This is a genomic window from Aureimonas sp. AU40 (genome assembly GCF_001463785.1).
Lineage (GTDB): Bacteria > Pseudomonadota > Alphaproteobacteria > Rhizobiales > Rhizobiaceae > Aureimonas.
On sequence record NZ_BBWL01000003.1, the window covers coordinates 26,491 to 47,090 of the forward strand.

Consider the following 20,600-nt stretch of genomic DNA (forward strand, 5'->3'; position numbering starts at 1 on the left):
TCAGGCCGCTTCCAGCACCTCCAGCGCCGCCCGCTTGCCGAGCACGGCCAAGGCGCGCGTGAGATTGCCCGCCTTGGTCGTGTGGTCGGGATCGAGCAGGCGGTGCATCTCGCTATCGGGCTTCCCAAGCCGGCGGCCGAGTTCGGTCTTGGAGATGCCCGCCGCGCGAAACGCCTCAATGACGGCGAGCTTCAGGGCATCCTCCAGTTCGAGCTCAACCGGAACGAGGTCCGGCCCCGCCGGCGTCGCCGGCAGGGGGATCGGCTCGCCCTCCTTGGCCAGAAAGAGCAGGGCCGTCGCGAGCGCGTCGACCGCCGCTTGCCGCGCCTCGGCTTCGGTCTCGCCGAAGGTCGTCACCATGGGCACGTCCGGCATGGTGACGAGGATCGGGCCGTCCTCCTGCGGCGTGAGCTTGGCCTGGTAGATGTATCGCATGGGTCTCTTCCTCTCGTTCGGGTCTTTCGGCGCGATGGCTGGGGATCAATCGATCCCCAGCTGTCCTTTGATCAGAGCGACGTAAGTCGGGTGGAGTTCACCGCTTTTCACGATGGTTCTGCGGGACCCGTAGGTCAGGACGCCGTGGCCTCCCTTTCCGCTGGAAGGGTCCCATTCGAAGTGGACCCCTTCCTTTCTCGCCCGTTTCCGAAGCTCCCGTATCAGGGCTTCGCGCTTCATTTCGACCTCCTTTCCATGACCCCAATATCTATCATTTTTGCTAGGAACGCAAGCGCGTTCTAACAAAAATGCTAGGATTTTTGACGGCTCTCTTTCAGGACTGCCCCCATGCTTGACCGCGCCAAGGACGGTGTTTCGCTGATCGCGCTCTGCGCTGCGGAGCCGGAGACCGATATCGGAAACGGACGCCGCTTCATTCATCGCTTCGGGAAGGACGTGTTTCATATCGCCAAGATCGGCTGGCACGGCTTCGACGGGCTGCGCTGGCGCGAGGACGATGACGGGTCCGTGGTGCGGCCGCTTGCGCAGAAGTCGGCCGAGGCGATCGTCTTCGAATGCGCCGAGATCACGATAGACGAAGGTGAGGAGCTTCTCGTTGAGGCCGGCAACGATGCAGAGCGCGACCTGCCGGCCCTTCAGAAGGCGAAGGATGCGGGGCGCGTTCGCGAAGCCGAGCAGGCCATTCGCGCTCGCGACAGGATCGTCGAGCGCCTAGAGAAGCGCACGGCGCGCCGGGCGGCGCACGCCAAGAGCACGGCCGGATCGGGCAAGATGGACAACATGTTGAACGAGGCCGCTCCGCACCTCAAGAAGAGGCTGGAGGACCTTAACGCCGACGCTCTGGCGCTAAACTGCCGGAACGGGACGCTCCGCTTCGTGCGTGTCGAGGACGAGGAATCGGACCCCGACGACCCGCGCTTCCGTTGGATGGCCCGGCTCGACCCTCACCGCCGGGAGGACTGGATCACGAAGCTCTGCGAGGCAGACGTGCTGGGGCCGGACGGGAAGCCGCTCCATCCGTCCGACCGGCTGTATGGGCAGGACGACTTCTCGCTCGCCGCGTCGAAAACGACGCCCGTGTTCACCCCCTTCATCCAAGAGGTGCAGCCGGAACTGCCGGAGCGCCAGTATCTCCAGCGGCTCTCGGGCTACATGCTGACCAAGCTGACGTCGGAACAGATGATCGGCTTCTGGTACGGCATCGGAGCGAACGGCAAGTCGACCTTCGCGGACGCGGTGAACCGCATCCTGTCGGACCTTTCCGTCACGCTCTCGATCGACAGCTTCACGGGCGACGCCAAGCGGGACGGGGCCTCCGCCACTCCCGACCTCGTGCGCCTGAATGGCGCCAACGTCTGCTTCGCCAACGAAGGCGACGAAGGGGTGGCGCTGAAGGAGGGCCTCATCAAGACGCTGACCGGCGGCGACACGCTGCCCGTGCGCAAGATGCGCGAGGAGTTCGTCGAGATCCGGGTGCAGGCGAAGTTCGTCATCATCGGCAACCACAAGCCGCGCATCCGCAACGATGACGACGGCATCTGGCGGCGGCTCCAGTTTCTGGAATGGCGCATCCAGATCCCGCCCGAGAAGCGCGACAAGAGCCTGCCCGACAAGCTATGGCTGGAGCGGGACGGCATCCTCGCCTGGATGATTGCCGGGGCGCTGGAATTCCTATCCCTTGGAGGGCTCTCGCCGCCGGCGTCGGTCGTGGCCGCCGTGCAGGAACATCGCGAGGAAAGCGATTCGATCGGCGCCTTCATTCGCGGGGCCTGCGAGGTGACGGGTGAGCAATCCGACTACGAATCGCCTGGCGCTCTGCATCCGGCCTATGTTGAATACTGCAAGGCCGAGGGGCTCTTCGCGCACAACCAGTCGACCTTCAATCGGCGCATGCCTGAGATGACGCGGCGCACCTTCAAGGCGCCGGACGGAAAGCATATGACGCAGTTCGCCAAGTCCAAAACGGGCGGGCAGACCGTCTATCGCGGCATCCAGATCAAGGAGCGCTGGCGACCGGGTGCGAACGGCTATGCTGCCGATCGCGAGGTGCCGGAACAGCGCGGATGATGTCGTTCCGCGACGGATTTGGGGACGCTAGGGACGCAAGCCGGCTTGCGAAGCGCTTCCTTCCCTGCCGAAAGGGTGTGGGAAATCAACGGTTTCGGACGCTAGGGCGGCTGGGGACGCAAGGTCCCCGCGCCACGCACGTGAACTGACGATGGATTAAGGGGACAGGCTTCTTCGAAGCCTCTTATGTGGTGACGGGAATTATCTTCCCTAGCCTCCCTTCCTTCCTAATCTACTGAAATCATTTGAAAATTAACGAGGGACGCAAGAAAATGACGAAGAGTGCTTCTGCCCTAGCGTCCGAAACCATTGAAAAGAATGGGAAAAAGCTGATTGGCGTCGAGAAGTTCTTGGGCTGGGCGTATCGCAACGAACTCCCCAAGACGCTTCGCAACGCGACGGTTCAGACGGTCTCTTCCATGCCCGACGCCTGGGGGGCGATCGAGCGCTATGGCGAGCTTCTGACGATCGTCGATGTGTCGCCGAACGGATTCGGCTGTATCCCCGATGTCTGGTCCGAGGACGAGATGGCGCCGCATGCGGACGCCCTCGTCGCAGCCGGTGCCGTCGCCGAGCTGGCGGCGACCGAGATGGAGTGGGAGGAGGGGCTCGACGTGCTGGCCGACCTGCCGGAACTCACCGACGCCGAGCGCGCCGACTGCAACCGCCGGGGCTATGCCATCGCCCGCGCGCGCGGCCAGCAACTCGCCGCCCTGGTGATGCGCCGGGCGATGATCGGCGGCGCGCCGGACTGGACGGATCATGGCCCGGTGGATCGGCAGTTCGTGCGCAACGGACCGCGAGGTGTGGCCTGGTTTCGGATCGTATCGCAGACCTTCGGCAAGAACATGCCGGCACATGAGGTCGAAGTGGACGGCTATGACGCGGTCGCCAAGCGTCCGTTTTCAGACGCCTACCGCAAGACCTTCCTCAATCCGGATCCGGCGCTGCTTGCGGCCGAGCGGATTGACTACCAGGCTTGGGTGATGGCCTTGGAGCACGTGGCATGGCGTGTCATGGAAATGGGACTGGTCGCCCATCAGGTGCTCGGGCCGAACAAGGCCATGTTCCCATGGGAAGGCGAGGCGGTGCCTTATCCAAGACCGCGCGTCCTCCTCGCCGCGACGAAGAAAATTGCGGAGCCCGCTTAAGCCGCTTGACTTGCGGACTAAACTTGACTTAAGCATTGGACACTGAAAAAGGTTAGAGACGCTCCGAAGCGACCGCTTCCGGGGCGTTTTTCGTTTGGGCACGCTGCCATGGCATTGCGGATCACCTGGGCGAATGTCGAAGGGCTCAAGCGCTTCGAGCATGCCATCGATAACCTTGGCTCGGGGAAGTTGGCGGATGCTGCTAACAAGGCGGTCAATCGTGCCGGCGATATGGCTCGCACCAAAGTTCGCCAGACCTTGCCAAGGCAGACCGGCTTGAAGCGGGCAGTGATCCTGAAGGCGGTACGATCTACGGCATCCAGCGCCGGGGCGCTAACCTACCGGATGAAGTCCGAGGGTGGCGACATCGCGCTGAAGTTCTTCGGGGCTCGTGAAACGCGGAGAGGTGTCGCTGCCGCACCATTCGGCAAAAGGAAGGTCTTCGCCGGCGACTTCATGAAGGGTGGCCGTTTCCCGAACCGTCAGGACATCGGGATGGGCGGGCAGGTCTTTCATCGCGCCGGGGGATCACGGTTTCCGCTCGTCAAAGAGAAGTCCGGCGTCATCATCCCGAAGGAGATGGTGTCAGGCGAGACAGCGAAGGCTTTCGAGGCGACGGTGCAGGACGTGCTGCCGCGCCGCATGGAGCACGAGCTTCGGCGTCTGACAAAGGGCGTCGTCGGCTAGGCCGCCTCTGCGCCCTGTCCCCGGGGTCGGGGGGGTGTTGCAATCATGTCACAGACCCCGGGGACCCCCCCATTCAGGGACCGTACCCAGCCCAAACCAGCCTCACGGGCGGGAAACGCCCGATAGGTCGCCAGTCTGAGAGCATTTGTGAAGCCTTAAGACGGGGCTTAAGGGCGACTTGAAGGGGGTTAAGTCGCTGTTTTTGTGAACAATCGCGGGATGGAAGCCATGTCGGAAACGCTGGCAGCCGATGCGGTCATGACTAAAGGCGATTTCGCCAAGCATATCGGCGTATCGGCCGCCCGCGTTTCTCAGTATCTCACCGAAGGCAAGATCGGCAGCGACGCCCTAGTCGGAGAAGGTCGCTCGGCTCGCATTCGCGTTGCCCTAGCACTTGGGCAGATCCGCGATCGACGCGACGTGTCGCAGGCACTGGGCAACGGGCTCTTCACTCGCCTGGAGGGACCAGCTGCCTCGGCGTCTGCTCCGGTGGAGAGCGCCGCTCCGGTGCCCCGGCCTGACTCGATCGAGGAGCAGATCAAGCGAGAGAAGCTGCGCGCCTCCCAGATGGCGAACCGCAAGGCCGCTGAAGAGGAGGAGGAACGCAAAGGCCGGTACATCGAAGCCGTCGCCGTGCGGGCACAGATGGCGCGCCTTGCTTCGTCTATGATGCAGACCGTGGAAGCCGGTTTGTCCGACATGGCCACCGTGCTCGCGGGGCAGTTTGGGCTGCCGCAGCGGGACGTCGAGCATGCGCTGCAGATGGGCTTCCGAAAGATCCGCGATAAGGCCGCCGAGCGCCATCGCAGCCGGGCCGAAACGCTGCCGGGTGTCCTCGAGAGTGTAATAGTGGCGGAAGAGGACGAACTCGCATGACGGCGATGATCGTCCAGACGGCTAATGCCGAGCGCCTAGCCGAAGAGGTGATGGCCGAGGTCTGGCAACCGCCGCCACCCGTCGATTATCTCGCCTGGGCGGTCGATAACATCGTCTTCACCGAACAGGAAAGCCGCTTCCACGGCGAATATAACCGGGAGCGCTTCCCTTACTTCGACGAGATCCTTCGCGCCCTCTCGCCAGATGACCCTTGCCGCGAGGTAACGCTGGCCAAGTCGGCGCAGATCGGCGGCACGGTGCTCGCCAACATTTTCACCGGCGGGTCCATGGAGATGGACCCCTGCTATTTCCTCTACGTCCATCCCACGGCCGACAACGCCATGCGATGGTCGAAGATGAAGTTGGCACCAATGCTCAAGGGCACGGCGTCGCTTGCGGCGCTCTTTCCCATGAGGTCTCGCGACGGGCTCGACTCGGTCCTCTATAAGGAGCGTGTCGATGGCCGGGGCGCGATCCAGATCTCCGGTGCGAACTCGCCTGCGTCGCTCTCCCAAGTGACGATGAAGCGCCAAGTGCAGGACGACTTGGCGAAGTGGGAAATGAACAGCGCCGGTGATCCGGAGACGCAGGCGAATAGCCGGTCGCGCGGAAGGCCGGACGCGAAGATATTCAAGATTTCGACGCCGTTGATCGAGCCGGGATGTCGGATCACGGCAAACTTCGAGGCCGGAAGTCAGGAACATTTCTACGTTCCATGCCCGCACTGCGAGCACTTTCAGGTTTTCGAATGGGAGAACATGCTCGCCGACCTCGACGAAGATGCGCCCGAGAAGGCGCATTTCACCTGCGTCGAATGCGGCTGCGAGATCGAGGACCATCATCGCGGGGCGATCCTGCCGCGCGGCGAGTGGCGCGCGCACAACGCTTCGGCCCGCCGGCATCACCGTTCATTCCACATCTGGTCGGCCTATTCATTCCTCCAGAGCTTCGAGCAGATTGCCCGCGAGTTCCTGGCGGCGAAGGGCGTCCCTTCGAAGGAACAAGTCTTCTTCAATGACACGGTTGGCCGGGCCTACAAGACGCTTGGCGAAGCGCCGCCGTGGGAAGCGCTGCGCGATCGGGGCGGCGTCTCCTTCTATGCGCGAGGCTTCATCCCTGCCGGCGGGCTCGTCGTAACGATCGGGGTCGACTGCCAGGGCGATCGCGTCGAATGGCAGGCCGTTGCGTTCGGCCGGGACTATCAACGCTTCATCGTCGATGCGGGCGTCATCCCCGGTCACATCTCGACAAAGGGATGCCAGGAGCGGCTCGACGCCTTGCTTCTGCAAGCCTGGCCCAACGCGGTTGGCAATCGGATCAAGGCCGACCGCCTTGCCATCGACGGCAACGCGTACACTGAAGAAGTCTGGGCTTGGGTGAAGGGTAAGCCGTCGAGCCAAGTCATCATGGTTCGCGGCGTGCCGAGCGAAAGCGCGGCGCTGATCGCGCCCGTCAAGAAGGAGCGCAACGCCAAGGGCAAGCTGCTTCGATACTCGAAGCGGTTCTTCAACTTCGCGACCTCGGTCCTGAAGATGGCGCTCTACCGCAACATCATTCGCGACGACGTGGCGGCACGTGGTTTCGTTGGGCTGCCCTCGGGCATGGACGACGAGTTCTATCGACAGCTGACGTCCGAAAGCCGCCGCGCTCGCCAGAACAAGCAGGGCTTCACCGTCTACGAATGGGTGAAAGACCCTAACGTGCCGAACGAAATGCTCGACACGCATCTCCAGGCGGAAGCGGCTGCGATCCACTACGGCATTCGCGGTTTGCCGGATGCCATATGGGACCGTCTTGAAGCCGAGCGGGAGACCCCGCCGAAAGAAGCTCAACTCGATTTTGAGGATGGGTTGTTCGGTCACCTCCCTTCCAGTCCCGCTCCTGGCCAAGCGTCTGCAATGGTCGTGGTCCAATTGAGCGAACCCGCCCCGAAACCGGCCAAGGCTCGTCGCCGCTGGGAGGGCTATACGTAAGGACGTGACCGATGAGCGAAGCCAAGCCGAGGATTCGAGTTCCTGCGGGAAGTTCTCAAGGTGCTATTCGAACCCAGCAAGGCAAGGCTACGAGTGGACGTTACCTGCGGTCGGACAATGCCCGACTGCTTCCCATGCGCCAGGCCGTATTGCGCGATGCCAGCCTCGACGTTCGCGAGGCTGCCGGGCGAGCGTCGGCCCTAGCGCTGGATTTCCTTCACAATTCCGGTTGGCTCGCCGGGGCGGCTGATCAAGTCGTGGCCGATACGATCGGTACGGAACTGAAGCTGAATGCCCGTCCCGATATGACCGGCCTCGGCTACACCGATCGGCAGCGCTCGGGTTGGTGTCAGTTCGTTGAGGCGGAGTGGCGGCGCTGGGCTTGGACCCCCAGCGAATGCGACCTCGCAGGCCGGGCAACGGTCCCCGAAATGCTGGATTCCGTCGTTCGCTCCTATCTCGCTCAGGGTGAGGCCTTCGGCGTCTTCGACTTCCTTCCACGCGCCGAGCGTCCGGCATTGGGCATCCGAACGGGAACCAAGGTCACGCTTGTTTCACCGCATCGGCTGCCCCGCGAGACTCGCGAGTTCGAGGGGATTGATCAGGGCATTCGGCTCGGCGGGCAAAATCGCGCCATTGCTTATCGGTTCCGACGAAAGCTGCGGGGCATCGAGGCGGATCATGAGGTTTCTGCTCGCGACGTCGTCCATGTCATGGATCGGAGCGAGAACCCTGGAAGCCTGCGCGGCATCTCAGTCATGGCGCCGATCCTGAAGGTTTCAGCTCAGTGGGACCAATTGGCGGACGCCACACTCTCGACTGCGCTTATCCAGACCATATTCGCGGCGACCATCAAGAGCCCGGAGCCGAGTGCCAGCGCCTTCGAGGCACTTCAAACATTGCGAGACGACTTCAAGGACGTCGAAGGCGTCACGAACATCGTTGAAGATCTGATCGACGTATGGGGCGCTCGGCTCGATGCTTTGAAAAGCAAGGGCCTCTCGATCACTGGCCCCTCTCAGGTCAATCATCTAGGGCCGGGCGAAGAACTGGAGATGCACACGGCGGCCACGCCTGGCTCGCAGTATCTCCCGTTCTCGCAGAGCCTCCAGCGGGAAATGGCGCGGCGCATCGGTGTAACCTTCGAGAGCTTCTCGATGGATCATTCGAACGCCAACTATTCCTCTACCCGCATGGGAATCGCTTCCATCTGGCCAATCGTAATCCGGCGCCGGGAGCGCATCGCAGCACCCTTCGCACAAGCGATCTACGAACGCTGGTTGGAAGAGGGGATTGCGGAAGGTCGCATCCCGTTTCGTGGCGGGTACGCCGCTTTCTTGGCAAATCGGGAGCGGATCGTCTGGGCTGAATGGCAGGGTCCAGCCCAGCCCAGCGCGGATGACTACAAGAGTGCGATGGCGGCCAAGGTCCGACTTGAACTTGGTGTCTCGTCGCTTTCGGACGAAGCCGCATTGCTCGGCCGCGACTGGGAGGAGAATGCCCAGCAGATCGGCCGAGAGATTTCCATGCTGACGAGTCTCGGCATTCCGCATCCGTTCGGGCGTTCGACCGGCGGCGCGGGCCAGAACGGCATGGCAGCAGACGGCAACCGGGACCCTTCAAAACAGGACGCATGATGGCGGACGGAATAGATTGGTGCGCCCGCGCCTTGGCGCTGCGTGGGGTCGAGATGGCCTTGCTGAAAGGCGAGATGGTGACCGAAGCTCGCTTCGGCTCCGATATGACCCGGTTCGCTGACACCGCGAATCTTCCCGATGTCCGCAAGGCGATTGCCGAAGCGGATCGCAACTGCGCGATTTCGCGCGGCGAGACGCCGGCGCGCACGCGCTTCGCCATGGCAGCGACTGCTCGCCCATACTGAGGTTCCCATGGAAATTTACCGGGACGGCGCGCTGTATCTCTACGGCGTGGTTGGTGAGTCGTATTGGGACGAGGGTTTCACCGCCTCTCAGGTCCTGATGGCCCTCGCCGAACATGGACGCGACCAGGACGTCGTCGTTCATATCAACAGTGGTGGCGGGTTCGTCGATGACGGAATTGCCATTTACAACGCCCTCGCGGCGCACAAGGGCAATGTCCGGGTCGAGGTGGATGCGGTCGCGCTGTCGAGCGCATCGCTGATCGCGATGGCCGGCGACGAGATCGTCATGCGTGCTGGCGCGCTGATGATGATCCATGATCCGGCGACTGTGACGTTCGGCTCTGCCGCCGAGCATGTTCGGACGATCGAGCAGCTCGAAGCCTATGCCACACAGATGGCGGCCATCTACGCCGAGCGATCCGGAAAGTCACCCGACGAGGCTCGAGCCGAGATGAAGGCCGAGATCTGGCTGACATCAACTGAGGCCGTCGAACAGGGCTACGCCGACCAAGCAGAGGCCGCCAAGGCCAAGGCCGTCGCCTCATTCGATTACCGGGTCTACGCCAAGGCCCCCAAAGAACTTCGCGCGACGGCCCGCAGGAAGGGCTGGTCGATGGGCGAAGCCCATTCCAGTCCGGACGCGTCGGCGTCCTCTTCTCCGAGCAAACAGGAGCCTCTCATGGCCGATAAGCCGAACGGGGCAGATGCCCCCGACCATTCCGCTGCGGTCGCTGCCGCAGTGAAAGCGGACCGCGACCGTCGCCGCACGATCCTCGGCCTCGATGAGGCCAAGGGGCGCGAAGGTCTCGCTGCCCATTTCGCTGATGAGACCGATGACTCGGTCGAGAAGGTCAAAGCCGCTCTCGCCGCTGCGCCGAAGGCTTCGGCCGAGCCTTCCAAACCGCAAGGCACTGAGGTGTCGGCGGCTCTGCACGAGCAGCGCCGTCTCAACGGGGACGGCCTTGCCGGTGGCGACGGGCCGAAGGCCAGGGGCGACAAGTCCATTCTGGCCGCCGCAGTCGAGCGCGGCAACAAGCGTCGATAAGGAGGTCTGACCATGCCGAATGTTTTGACGGAAGACCGCTTCTCGGGCGCGGGGCATTACATCGTCTCGGAAGCTAACGGCTATCGATCGCGCGAGCAGGGCGTGGTCGCGTCTGGCTCCGGTAAGATCCGGGCAGGCACCGTTATGGGGCGGCTCACCGCCACCAAGAAGCTGAAACCCTACACGCCGGGAGCCTCGGACGGCTCGGAGAAGGCGATCGCGATCCTTTACGAAGGTTGTGACGCGACATCCGCCGACGTGCGACGCACCTACACAGCCCGCGACTCCGAAGTTCAAGCCGGCGTTCTTCAGTGGGCCGCCGGCGTCACCGATTCTCAGAAGACTGCCGCGCTGGTCGATCTCGCCGCGCTCGGCATTGTCGGCCGCTAAGGAGGGCCGCATCCATGGCGCTTGTCACCGACGTCTTCAATCAGAACGCCTGGGGCGTGGTCGAGCTTCAGGAGGAAGTTGTCGAACGGACGGAATTCCGCCCGAACCTTCTTGGCTCGCTCGGTTTGTTCGAACCCATCTATTCACGTTCGCGCACGATCGCGATCGCCTCGCGGAAGGGGACGCTTTCCCTTATCCCGACTTCCGAAATGGGGGCGCCGCCGGAAGAGCTGATCCCCGAAGGTTCGGACGTTCGACCGTTCAACACTTCGCGCCTTGCGAAGGGCTCAACGATCTATGCGTCCGAACTCGCAAGCACCGTTGCGCTTCCGTTCGATGTTCAGACGAAGGAGGTCAGCGCGGAAGTCGCCGACCGCACGCGACAGATTCTTGAGGACTTGGAACTCACCTGGGAGCACATGCGCTTCGGCGCAATTCAGGGAAAGGTTCTCGACGCTGGCGGCGGCGAGATCATCGATTGGTTCGCGTTCTGGGGCATCTCCCGCCCGACCGTCGTCAATTTCGAGCTCGACAAGCCCGAAACGGACGTTCGCAAGAAGTGCCGCGACATCAAGCGGCAGATGCAGACGGCGGCACAGGGCGTCTGGACACCGTCGACGCGGGTCGGGGCGTTGGTCGGCGACGAGTTCTTCGATCTTCTCGTCAACCATCCGCAGATCAAGGAGACCAAGCTCGGGACCGAAAAGGCTCCTCTCTTGGAGGACGTTGAAGGCTACTCCTCGATCGAGATTGAGGGCATTACCTTCATCAATTATCGCGGCACAGACGATAAGTCGAAGATCGCCATCGGCTCGACCGAGGCTCGCTTCTTTCCGATCGGCGCACGCGGTGCCTTCAAGGTTGGCTTCTCGCCGGCCAACGAGTTCAAGCCCTTCTTGAACCAGCGCGCACGCGAGTATTACGGTTTGCTTCTCGCCGATCCTTCCGGCCGTGACGCTTGGGATCGCGTCGAGATCTACAGCTACCCGCTCTTTGTAGCGACCCGGCCGGAGATGCTGATCCCGGGCAAGGCTAAGTAGGATGGGTATCGTCACCACTCCAGGCTTCTATGGTGGCTCCTTTCTCAAGGCTGGTCAGCACATCGAAACGGCCACGTTGCCCCCATCTGACAAGGCGGCGGTGGATGGCTTCTCTGCGCTGACACGTTCCGAGCTGCTTAAGCTGGCGGAGGAGCGAGGAATGTCACCTCCATCCAACGCATCCAAGCTCGATCTCGTCGCGTTGTTGGAAGCGCCCTAAAATGCCAGTCCTCGGGAAGGCGGGCGATCTCCGGTCAAGCGTCGTCCGTTGCGCCGATCGCATCTTCGCCGAGCAGGTCCGCTTCTCCTTTCTTCGGAAGGGAGAAATAGATCCTGCTCGGCTTCCAATAGAGATCGCCGCCGTTCTCCGGGCCGGGCGCGGCGATGAACGGAACATGTCCGGCGGAATGGCGCAGGAGTGGAGCGCCCGGATTGCAGCCGGGAAGGCCGAGCTTCACGTCGATCGCGGCGCCTATCCCGACTTGATCGTTCGAAACGACGATCGCGTCTGTGCCTTGGAACGTCCCGGCCAGCCCTGGTTTCAGGTGCTGCGCGTGGACGATCGGGGCGATACACGCCTCGTCCTGGCCTTGGGGGAAATATGAGCCTTGCGCGCATTGCCCTTCGCACCGCTGCCGTCGAGGCCATCAAGGGTCGGACTATGGTGGGAGAGAACGTCCTCGACAGTCCGAACGGCGCGCTCGATATCCAGTCGGACGGCACGCTTCGGACGGAAGAGGACAAGCCGTTCGTCGCGATCTACACCGACGAGGGCGTGGCCGACGATGTTGCCGAGCGCGATCTGACCGAGAACGGCTCCTGCGTCCTCGTGATCGAGATCGGCATTTCCATGGCGATGACCGAACTCGACCGCGAGACCGGGCAATCGACGATCGTCGGCGTTTCCGTGCCTGCCAGCGATCGGGCCTTCGAGTTCTTTCTGGAGCTCGTACAGCGTCAGGTTCTCGACGCCCTCAGCGATCCCGACAGCGTCTGGGCTGATATTTTCCGCGCGCTCCACACGCGCGTGGAAAAGATGGAGGTTGGGGCGCGTCGCACCAGCGATAACGGTCAGAAGCTCGCCGGGCATCAGACGAGGCTTCAGCTGGCTCTCATGCCCGACCCCGTTCGCGGCGCTCCATTGGACCCGCGTTCCGCCATGGCTCGATTTCTGACGGCCCTCGAGGCCGAGGGCGAGGCGACCTACGTTGCCCAGGCCGTTGCCATGCGCAGCGTGCTGGGTGGCATCGCTCCGGACTGGAAGCTGCACCAGGCTCGTCGTGGGCTGACCCGGATGGAACTCCATGCCTTGGGGCTCGGTCCGCTGGAGGCGGACACCGACCGCACGACGCCGCCCTTCGCTGGCGCGCGCGTCGATGCGGGCGGCGCCGGCGTCCGCGAGGTGCCCTGATGTCGGTTCACAAGACGATCGCCGAGCTGCGGCAGACCGTCGAGGAACTGCGCACGACGGTCGCCAATCTGCTTCGGCCCGGCGCGGTTGCGCAGGTCGACGCCGAGAAGGGCTATCGCCTGAAGCTCGGGCAGGACGGCGAGGGCGGGGACTGGCTCTCACCCTGGCTGCCGCATCCCGACACCGGCAAGACGAGCGTTCCGCTGAAGGTCGGCCAGGTGGTCGGCCTGATCAGCCCGAACGGCGACATGCGGCAGGGCTTCCTCCTGCGCGGCGGCTACGGCGGCAACCACAAGAGCCCGAACGGGAACATGGACGCCAACGTCTTCGAGGACGCCGGCGTCCGGTTCGAGGTGGCAGACGGCGCGCTCGTCATCACGGCGGGCGGAACGACGATCAAGGTTTCCGGGGAGGGGCTCTCCATCACCGGCGGCCGGGTCGAGCACGACGGCCAAAACATCGGCTCCAGCCATGTCCATCCCGGCATCCGGCGCGGGGATTCGAGGACGGACCCGCCCGAGTAGGAACCACACCCATGGACTTCGACCGACGCACCGGCGCGCGCCTGACCAACTATCAGAGCGCCCTGCAGTCGGTGGAGATCCTGTTCTTCTCGCGCATCGGCTCGCATGTGCTCTTGCGCGAGTTCGGGGCGGGGCTGGTCGAGTTGCTCGGCCGCAAGCTCAATGCCCGTCTCTTCTCCGCCTACATGCTCCTGATGGCCGCCGCGATCGACCTTTGGGAGCCGCGCTTCCGGGTGCGCCGGATCATTCCCGGCGGAACGGTCGACGAGCTGCGCCAGGGCGCGGCCAAATTCTCCATCGAGGTGGAGTTCCGGCCCCGCGCGCACTTGGGCGACCCTTCAGTCGAGGGCGTCCGGACATTCGGGCTTCGCTTCGGGCGGACGGCAGGGGTGACGGAATGAGGGCACCGACCGCGATCGACCTGTCCGCCGTGCCGCTACCGGCGGCGATCGAAACCTTCACGCCGGCGGCGATGCGCGCCGCCTTCAAGGAACGGTTCCTTCTGGCATGGGCCGAAGAGCGCCAGCGCGACCCGACCCTGCCAGAGTTCACCATCGGCGAACTGGAGGCGAACCCGGTCGCCATTCAAGGCCGCGTCTTCTCTTTCCTCCGCCTTCTCGACCGCCAGCGCGTCAACGACGTGGTGCGCTCGGTCTTCGCGACGACGGCGACGGGCGCTGATCTCGACGCGCTGGTCGCGCGCCAGAATGTGCAACGCCTCGTTCTTCAGGCTGCCACGCCGACCAGCGCGGTGGTGATGGAGAGCGACGCCGCGCTGCTGCGGCGCTATCTCCTATCCTTCGATCGCGGCTCGGCCGGGTCGGCTGACCGCTTCCTCTACGAGGCTTGGACCGCATGGCCTCTAATGGGCGATGCGCGGGTCAACGGCTATGCCGTCCACAAGCGCCGTGGCGACACCCATATCGTGGTCGCCGGGCCGGGCGGGCGCGAGCCGACCAAACCCGAGCGCAAGCTCGTCGAGGCCGCCTGTCTCGCGCCGCATGTCGCGCCCGAGGCGATTGCGGTGTCGGTCCTGCCGGCAACGCCGGCAACCTATCGCGTGCGGTTGCGCCTCGACCTCCGGCCCGGTCCCGATCAGGCGCTGGTCGAGGCAGACGTTGCCGCGCGCATCAAGGCCGCTGCGGAGACGCGCTGCGTCATCGGCGGCGAGGTGCCCGCGGGCTTCTTTCGCGGCATCGCCTTCGGCAACGTCAATGTGCTGGCGGCCGAAGATCTGGCGCCGGTCGAGATCGTGCCGGACCCCTACGTGATCCCGTCGTTCCTCGGTTTGGCCGTTGAAGCGAGGGTGCGCTCGTGAGCTCCGGCAGCGAGGTCATCTACTCCGAGGCCGGACCCTTCGAGCGAGCGTTGGCGAAGGCCTTCACCGACAGGCTGCCGATCCCGATCCGCGACCTGCTCGACCCCGCTCTGACGCCCGAGGCGTTCCTGGCGTTCCTCGGCTCCAGCGAATCCGCTGACCTGTGGTTCGGGGACTGGCCGCTCGTGCGCAAGCGAGAAATGGTCCAAGCCGCGCGCGATGGGCTGGCCGCGCTCAAGGGCACGCGGGACGGGCCGGACGCCTTCATCCGCTTCGTAGGCGGCGCGATCCTCGATCGCATCTCCTACCCCACGCGCTTCGTGCTGGGGCGGGCCCGGGTCGGCCGCACGCCGATCGGGCATCCGCCCTTCGCGGCGCGCTACCTCGTGAAGGTCGCCACAACGCGCCCGCCTCGCGCCCTGGTGCTGGGGCGCGGGATGCTGGGGCGCGCCACGCTTCGCACGCCGACCCGCGAACCGCTTCGCCGATGCCTTGTGGCGCTCGCCGCGTCGAAAGGCGAGGCCACCGAATATCGCGTCGACTTCTCCCATCGTCGGACGCTCCGCCTCGACGATGCCCCTTCGCTGGATGGCGGCTTTCGCCTGGGCCAGTTCGTCGATCGCGTCCGCTTGTAAGGAACGCCATGAGCAAGCTCATTCTCTTCTCGGAAGCCGAGACCGCCGAGCCCTCGGATTTCGAGGCCATCTCGAAGGCGGCACGCGAAGGCGGCGAGAACATCGTGGGCGGTGCCATCGCCTATCCGCACCACTGGGCGCGCTTCTCGATCGCCACCCCATCCTCGGCCCGCATCCGGGTCGGCGCCGGCACGGTCTGGCAGGACCAAATCCTCTACGATCTGGACCAGGCGGTCGATATCGACCTGACGCCGCACATGCCGCTCATCATCGGCGACCAGCGCTATGTCGCGATCCTTGCCAGCGGCGCGACGGTCACGGACCAGGAGCAGCGCTTCGTCGAAACCGACGTCGAGACCGGCGCTTCCGTTCCGGTCAACGTGCCCAAGGTCGAGCGGCGCACCGTCGAGTTCCGTGTCCAGCAGGGGCTCAACTCGCCGACGCCGCTTCGTCCGGTGATCGCGGCGACGGATTGCTGCATCGGCTTCGTGCTGCTTTCCAACACCAAGATCGAGGCGATCGAGAGCGCTCAGGATTGGCGCGTCAAGACGCTCTACGAGGTCGAGGGACGCGTCACCGTGCTCGAAGGCCAGATGGCCGTGTCCTTCGCGCGCACCCAGACCCTCGCGACGGATCTCGCCAACCTGCAGGCCATGCTGAAGGACTTCCCCCGCAAGGAGATCGTCCAGCAGCTGCAGCGCGACACCGCGCAGCTCCGCCGCCTGGCGAACCTACCCGATGCGGCGCGCGGCTATTTCTACGACGCCGCGCTGGTGAAGGACCAATGGGCCGTCACGAACGCGCAGTTCCTCGCGCGGATCGCGGAAGGCGTTCGCTTCGGTTGGGCGGCCGAGCGCGACGAGCGTCTGGAGATCCTGAACCCTGCCCAGGCCGGCATCCGCATCGAGGGCGATATCCTCATGCCGGCATGGACCGAGAAGACCAAGATCGAGGTCGACGGGACCGGATCGACGAAGAACATCTCCCAGCAGGTCCACACCGTGACGACGCCGGTCGAGCGGACGGTCTCCCGCTCCTCGGTCTCCTACGGCCCGACCGTCGCCATGTGCGACAACTATAAGGAATGGGCGCAGATCGGCACGGCGCGCGAAGGCGCGGTGTTTCAGGCGAACGGCGAGAGCTTCGTGAAGCTCGGGCTGATCGACGCCTCCTATGCTGGCCAGTCGCTTGACGTCTCGATCTTCAACCAGACCCACGGGTCGAACATCACGGCGGCGGACGTCATCGTCCACAACAGCCAGGTGGCGCAGACCGGCTATCGCCAGATCTACGCGGCCAAGTCGATCGAATATAACTACTGGACCGAGACCTATTGGGACTACGTGACCGAGACGTTCGGGATCAACGGTTCGGTCTACGGCCAGACGTTCCTTCTCACCCAGCCGATCATCCTGACGTCGATCGAGGTGAAACTCGACCGCGTCGCGACGGACGGCGAGGTCACGCTCCTGCTCTGCGAGGTCTCGGCGACGGGCGAGCCGCTCTTCGACGCGGTGCTCGCCCGCTCGACGCTGGCCGCGAAAGACCTGGCGCGCGGATGGGTCCGCTTCCCGTTCAAGCCGCGTTTCATGCCGCCCGGCAAGCGCTATGCGTGGGTGACGGTCACGACGGGCAATCACTCCCTCGTCACCGTCACCGGCGCGAAATACGCTCAAGGGACTCTGTTCTGGTCGACCGATCAGGGCTGGTTCCAGGGTGCGCCCGAGGAGGACTTCGTCTTCCGCGTCAACGGAGCCGAGTTCACCACGACGCGCGCCGTTGTCGAGTTCGATCCGCTCGAGCTCGAAAACGGCATGACCGAGCTCAAGCTCCTTTACGAGAGCTGGTGCCCGGACGGCACCTCGATGATGTGGGAGGTCAAGCCGAGCGGTCGGGAGGAATGGGAGCCGCTTCGCGCCGAGACGGCCGAGGCGCCCAATCCGCTTCGCGGCCTTCCGGCGCTCTGCCGCCTCCGCCTGACGATGATCGGCACGACCGGCCTCGCGCCCGCGATCGTCCTCAACGCCAAGGCGCGGGCCATGACGCGGCGTCCGCGCGGCGACATGCGGGCGCTGACGAAGGAGCTGCGCTTCGGCTATTCCACGACACGGATCGACGTCGAGATCTCGCTCGACCAGTTCGACCCCGCGCTGCACGATCTCGATCCCAAGATCGTCGCCGGCGGGGTGGTCTACACGCCGACCGTCGAGAGCCTGTCGCGCGATCTGTCCAAGGCGACGCGGCGACTCCTGACCGCATCCTTCTCGATCCCGGCGAGCTCGGCGGCCGTGCTCCGGCTCGATGCGATGACGACGGCGGTCCAGTCCGTCCCCTTCGTCGAGAACGTCTCTCTCTACGCCCTCTGAGGATGCCATGAAGCCTTTCGAGATCGACGAGGGCGCGACGTATCGCGTCCTCATCACCAAGCCCGTCACGCTCGAGACGATGCGGCTTCTGCCGCGTGACCAGCACAAGATGCAGGGATCCGTTCTCGCCGGCATCGTCCGGACGGACGGTTGGGAGGCGATCCATGAAGCCAACCCCATCGCCTGAGACGGACTATAAAGCCCCACCCGGGATGGATCTAAACCGGGAGATTTGGGACGCCGTGTTCGGCGACCTCTCCAAGCGGGTTCGCCGAATCGAAGGCAAGGCCATCGAATACGACGACACCATCGACCGCCTGACCGATCAGGCGCTCGCGCTGATCAGCCAGAACGTTACGACCGAGATCATCGCGCGCCGGGCTGAGCTCGTTGAGCTGCAGGCCCTGTCCGACGTTCTCGAGGGGCGCATCAATACGCTCCTCACGAACGGCGTCTCGACCGATGACGTGCGGATCCAGACGGCCATCGCCGGTCTCACCGCCAATCGTCTCCACCCCGCTTTGGCGGAGCTCCTCGCGAAGATTGCTGCCAACGCGACCGGTCTCTCTGACCTGAAAACCGCATTCGAAGGTCGGCGCCGGATCACGGTCGCCAGCCTCTATCTCGGGGGGGCGTGATGCCGTCGCCAACCAACTCGAAGCTGACAACGACTGATTGGTCGGCGGTTCTGACCGTGCCGCCCAACAAGCGCGGCGTCTACACCGTCAACGTCGCCCCGCTCGGCGCCTGCAAGGTCAAGCTCGCCGTGACCGGGGGCGCGGCGCCAGGCGATGCCGACATCGTCGAGAACGACGTCGCGCTCGCGATCGGCGCCGGCCCGCTCGCGCGTGACGGGATCGTTCTGGATGCCGGCTCGAAAATCTACGTGAAGACCGACACGGCCAACATGGCCGCCGTGCAAGTATGGTTTGTCGAGGAGGCCGCATAATGGGCCGCATTGCGCCTGGCTCCAATGGGGGGCCGCTGAAGAATCCAACCAAGAAAATCCGCATCGCCTTCCAGGCCAACGACACGATAACGCCGACCGATAAGTGGGCCGAGGTCTACGCCATCGTCTTGGGGGGTGGGGAAGGTGGTGAAGGCGGTCGTTCTGCCATAGACGCTAACAAGCATGCTTCCGGCTCTGGTCGGGGCGGCAGCGCAGGTGGTTATGCGGAAGGACCGATCGCATTCACTCCAGGCGTTGCTATTCCGATCACGGTTGGCGTGGCCGGTGTAGGGGGTGCCGGCGGTGGACCTAATACAGGCAACAATACTTGGAGTAGCACACCGGACGCCGCCGGCGGCCTCGGAACGGCTGGCGGCACATCGAGCGTTGGAACTCAAATTTCTGCAACCGGCGGTTCGGCCAGTGGCCCGGGCGTTGGATATGGAGGGATTGTCAACCGAACTGGGGGGCTTGGGGGAATTCGAGCGCTATACGCATCCACAGCCTTGAGTAACGGGGGTGGCCCTGGCGGCGGTGGCGGCGGCAGCGCCGGTAACCGACACACCAACGGGTATCGAGGCGGCAACGGCGCACAAAGGAGCAGTTCTGGTCAAGCCTCAACTAATCCGACATCAGGTGGCGGCGGAGCTGGAAACGGTGGGCCGGGAGTGGATGCTACACCGGGAGGAACATTGATCAACCTCGGCGGACCTTCGCTCGTAAATCAGGCGACTGTCGCGAGAACTTACTTTGACGAGTTTTTCGATCCGAACGCTTCTTTCTCAGTTGCGGTTACCACCGCAGACGCAAACACCGTCTATGGAGAGGGGCAGGGTTCCGCCGGTCTATATGGGAACGTGGCCTCGTCCAGCGACTTGGCAGGCGTCGCAAAGCCCGCCGGGAAGTTTGCAGGCGGTGGTGGTGGAGCGGGGGCGGCAAATACTGCGAACGGTAGCACTGGTCCTTCAGGTCAGAAGGGGTCCGATGGCTCGTTTGGATGCGGCGGCGGTGGTGGCGGTGGTGGCGGCTCCAACGCTAGCCAAGGCTATTACGGCCAAGGCGGTCGTGGTGGAAACGGTGGTCCCGGTCTCGTTCTTCTCGAAATCACGATGGGCGTCTAAGCCATGAAGGTGCGTTTGATTGGCGGCGTCGTCGTAGAGCTTTCCGACGATCCCGCGAGCAAGTTTCACCCTGACATCGCGAAGGAGTTTGTCGCCGTTCCCAAGGGCGTTCCTGAGGGTTTCGGCGTCGGATATCGGCTTGAGGGCAAGAACTGGATTGCCCCTTTGGCATCCGCCTCGGCCGATCAAGCGGAACCCGAGCCGGCCTTCCGCCTCAAGCTCACGCCGAGCGAGTTCCGCAACGCCTTCTCGGCTTTCGAGGAGGTTGCGATCGTCGAGTTCTCCGCCGGCCAGAGCGAGAGCGACAGCGCCGAACAGAAGACGCTGCGCAAGGTGATCGGTGTCTTCTTCGACCGCATCAAGGATCCCCACCTGACGACGGTCGACCTCACCGACCCGCGCAACCTTGCCGGCCTCGATATCCTCGTCTCGGTCGGCATCCTCACGCCGGAGCGTCGCGAGGTGATCGCGCGCGGCTTGCCGGGGTGACCGACCATTGCACCGGCTGGTTCGAAGGGGCCTGGGGGCACTGCTGCGCCGCCCATGACCTCGCCTATTCGAGCCTTGCCGCCTCGAAACTCGGTGCTGATCTCGACTTGGTGCGCTGCGTCTCCGATGCCGCCGGCTGGCCTATGGCTCTGGCCATGGGAGCCGGCGTCGTTCTCCTCGGCCTTCCGTTCTGGATTCGGGCGCGCCTCAAGCGCTGACG

The 20,600-nt window shown here is 64.2% G+C and carries 25 protein-coding genes; 22 read left to right on the forward strand and 3 right to left on the reverse strand.

What is annotated here, in order from left to right:
* Complete coding sequence (locus AUL32_RS01445; RefSeq protein WP_062111111.1) at window positions 1-435, reverse strand: type II toxin-antitoxin system HicB family antitoxin; 435 nt, start codon at window positions 433-435, stop codon at window positions 1-3.
* A gap of 45 nt (window positions 436-480) precedes the next feature.
* Window positions 481-675, reverse strand: coding sequence for a hypothetical protein (locus AUL32_RS01450; protein ID WP_062111113.1), 195 nt, complete (start codon window positions 673-675; stop codon window positions 481-483).
* Window positions 676-783: 108 nt separating this feature from the next.
* Here AUL32_RS01450 and AUL32_RS01455 point away from each other — a divergent pair, with 108 nt between their 5' ends.
* From AUL32_RS01455 to AUL32_RS01505, 11 genes are all read left to right on the forward strand, one after another.
* Window positions 784-2,523, forward strand: coding sequence for a DNA primase family protein (locus AUL32_RS01455; RefSeq protein WP_062111114.1), 1,740 nt, complete (start codon window positions 784-786; stop codon window positions 2,521-2,523).
* A gap of 272 nt (window positions 2,524-2,795) precedes the next feature.
* Window positions 2,796-3,674 (forward strand): hypothetical protein, encoded by an 879-nt coding sequence (locus tag AUL32_RS01460; RefSeq protein ID WP_062111116.1) that lies wholly within the window; start codon window positions 2,796-2,798, stop codon window positions 3,672-3,674.
* A 108-nt stretch (window positions 3,675-3,782) separates the two neighbouring features.
* Complete coding sequence (locus tag AUL32_RS01465; protein WP_156421280.1) at window positions 3,783-4,361, forward strand: phage tail protein; 579 nt, start codon at window positions 3,783-3,785, stop codon at window positions 4,359-4,361.
* A 228-nt stretch (window positions 4,362-4,589) separates the two neighbouring features.
* A complete protein-coding gene (locus tag AUL32_RS01470; RefSeq protein WP_082659068.1) occupies window positions 4,590-5,237 on the forward strand; it encodes a hypothetical protein in 648 nt (215 codons plus the stop codon).
* On the forward strand, window positions 5,234-7,210 hold the full coding sequence (locus tag AUL32_RS01475; RefSeq protein ID WP_082659063.1) for a phage terminase large subunit family protein: 1,977 nt from the start codon (window positions 5,234-5,236) through the stop codon (window positions 7,208-7,210). Before AUL32_RS01470 ends, AUL32_RS01475 begins: the two co-directional genes overlap by 4 nt.
* Window positions 7,211-7,221: 11 nt before the next feature.
* On the forward strand, window positions 7,222-8,847 hold the full coding sequence (locus tag AUL32_RS01480) for a phage portal protein (RefSeq protein WP_244497604.1): 1,626 nt from the start codon (window positions 7,222-7,224) through the stop codon (window positions 8,845-8,847).
* Window positions 8,844-9,092, forward strand: a complete 249-nt coding sequence (locus tag AUL32_RS01485; protein WP_244497605.1) for a hypothetical protein — start codon at window positions 8,844-8,846, stop codon at window positions 9,090-9,092. Before AUL32_RS01480 ends, AUL32_RS01485 begins: the two co-directional genes overlap by 4 nt.
* A gap of 7 nt (window positions 9,093-9,099) precedes the next feature.
* Window positions 9,100-10,137 carry a head maturation protease, ClpP-related gene (locus AUL32_RS01490; RefSeq protein WP_062111122.1) on the forward strand — a complete coding sequence of 346 codons (1,038 nt, stop codon included), beginning with the start codon at window positions 9,100-9,102 and terminating at the stop codon, window positions 10,135-10,137.
* A gap of 12 nt (window positions 10,138-10,149) precedes the next feature.
* Window positions 10,150-10,527: a head decoration protein gene (locus AUL32_RS01495; RefSeq protein WP_062111124.1), complete on the forward strand. Its 378-nt coding sequence runs from the start codon at window positions 10,150-10,152 to the stop codon at window positions 10,525-10,527.
* Between the two features lie 14 nt (window positions 10,528-10,541).
* Window positions 10,542-11,567 carry a major capsid protein gene (locus tag AUL32_RS01500; RefSeq protein ID WP_062111126.1) on the forward strand — a complete coding sequence of 342 codons (1,026 nt, stop codon included), beginning with the start codon at window positions 10,542-10,544 and terminating at the stop codon, window positions 11,565-11,567.
* Window position 11,568: 1 nt separating this feature from the next.
* Complete coding sequence (locus AUL32_RS01505; protein WP_062111128.1) at window positions 11,569-11,787, forward strand: hypothetical protein; 219 nt, start codon at window positions 11,569-11,571, stop codon at window positions 11,785-11,787.
* A gap of 34 nt (window positions 11,788-11,821) precedes the next feature.
* Here the strand turns inward: AUL32_RS01505 and AUL32_RS24920 are convergent, their stop codons facing one another.
* On the reverse strand, window positions 11,822-12,025 hold the full coding sequence (locus AUL32_RS24920) for a hypothetical protein (RefSeq protein WP_156421281.1): 204 nt from the start codon (window positions 12,023-12,025) through the stop codon (window positions 11,822-11,824).
* Window positions 12,026-12,168: 143 nt separating this feature from the next.
* On the opposite strand from AUL32_RS24920, the gene AUL32_RS01515 reads away from it, so the two are divergent.
* The 11 genes from AUL32_RS01515 (at window position 12,169) to AUL32_RS01565 (ending at window position 20,598) form a co-directional block, all read left to right on the forward strand.
* On the forward strand, window positions 12,169-12,978 hold the full coding sequence (locus AUL32_RS01515) for a hypothetical protein (RefSeq protein WP_062111132.1): 810 nt from the start codon (window positions 12,169-12,171) through the stop codon (window positions 12,976-12,978).
* Entirely contained in the window at window positions 12,978-13,502 is a 525-nt protein-coding gene (locus tag AUL32_RS01520; protein WP_062111134.1) for a phage baseplate assembly protein V, read from the forward strand. Before AUL32_RS01515 ends, AUL32_RS01520 begins: the two co-directional genes overlap by 1 nt.
* Before the next feature lie 11 nt (window positions 13,503-13,513).
* Window positions 13,514-13,903: a GPW/gp25 family protein gene (locus tag AUL32_RS01525; RefSeq protein ID WP_062111136.1), complete on the forward strand. Its 390-nt coding sequence runs from the start codon at window positions 13,514-13,516 to the stop codon at window positions 13,901-13,903.
* On the forward strand, window positions 13,900-14,820 hold the full coding sequence (locus AUL32_RS01530; protein ID WP_062111138.1) for a baseplate J/gp47 family protein: 921 nt from the start codon (window positions 13,900-13,902) through the stop codon (window positions 14,818-14,820). The genes AUL32_RS01525 and AUL32_RS01530 overlap by 4 nt, the downstream gene beginning before the upstream one ends.
* On the forward strand, window positions 14,817-15,455 hold the full coding sequence (locus AUL32_RS01535; RefSeq protein ID WP_062111140.1) for a phage tail protein I: 639 nt from the start codon (window positions 14,817-14,819) through the stop codon (window positions 15,453-15,455). The genes AUL32_RS01530 and AUL32_RS01535 overlap by 4 nt, the downstream gene beginning before the upstream one ends.
* 8 nt (window positions 15,456-15,463) lie before the next feature.
* A complete protein-coding gene (locus tag AUL32_RS01540) occupies window positions 15,464-17,821 on the forward strand; it encodes a hypothetical protein (protein ID WP_062111142.1) in 2,358 nt (785 codons plus the stop codon).
* A gap of 7 nt (window positions 17,822-17,828) precedes the next feature.
* A complete protein-coding gene (locus AUL32_RS01545) occupies window positions 17,829-18,008 on the forward strand; it encodes a hypothetical protein (RefSeq protein WP_062111144.1) in 180 nt (59 codons plus the stop codon).
* 55 nt (window positions 18,009-18,063) lie between these two features.
* The gene (locus tag AUL32_RS01550; RefSeq protein WP_156421282.1) at window positions 18,064-18,459 is read left to right on the forward strand and encodes a hypothetical protein; all 396 of its coding nucleotides are present in this window, start codon (window positions 18,064-18,066) and stop codon (window positions 18,457-18,459) included.
* The gene (locus AUL32_RS01555; RefSeq protein WP_062111148.1) at window positions 18,459-18,770 is read left to right on the forward strand and encodes a hypothetical protein; all 312 of its coding nucleotides are present in this window, start codon (window positions 18,459-18,461) and stop codon (window positions 18,768-18,770) included. The genes AUL32_RS01550 and AUL32_RS01555 overlap by 1 nt, the downstream gene beginning before the upstream one ends.
* A 1,124-nt stretch (window positions 18,771-19,894) precedes the next feature.
* Window positions 19,895-20,380 (forward strand): hypothetical protein, encoded by a 486-nt coding sequence (locus AUL32_RS01560; RefSeq protein WP_062111150.1) that lies wholly within the window; start codon window positions 19,895-19,897, stop codon window positions 20,378-20,380.
* Complete coding sequence (locus AUL32_RS01565) at window positions 20,377-20,598, forward strand: hypothetical protein (RefSeq protein WP_062111152.1); 222 nt, start codon at window positions 20,377-20,379, stop codon at window positions 20,596-20,598. The genes AUL32_RS01560 and AUL32_RS01565 overlap by 4 nt, the downstream gene beginning before the upstream one ends.
* The last annotated feature ends 2 nt before the right edge of the window (window positions 20,599-20,600 follow it).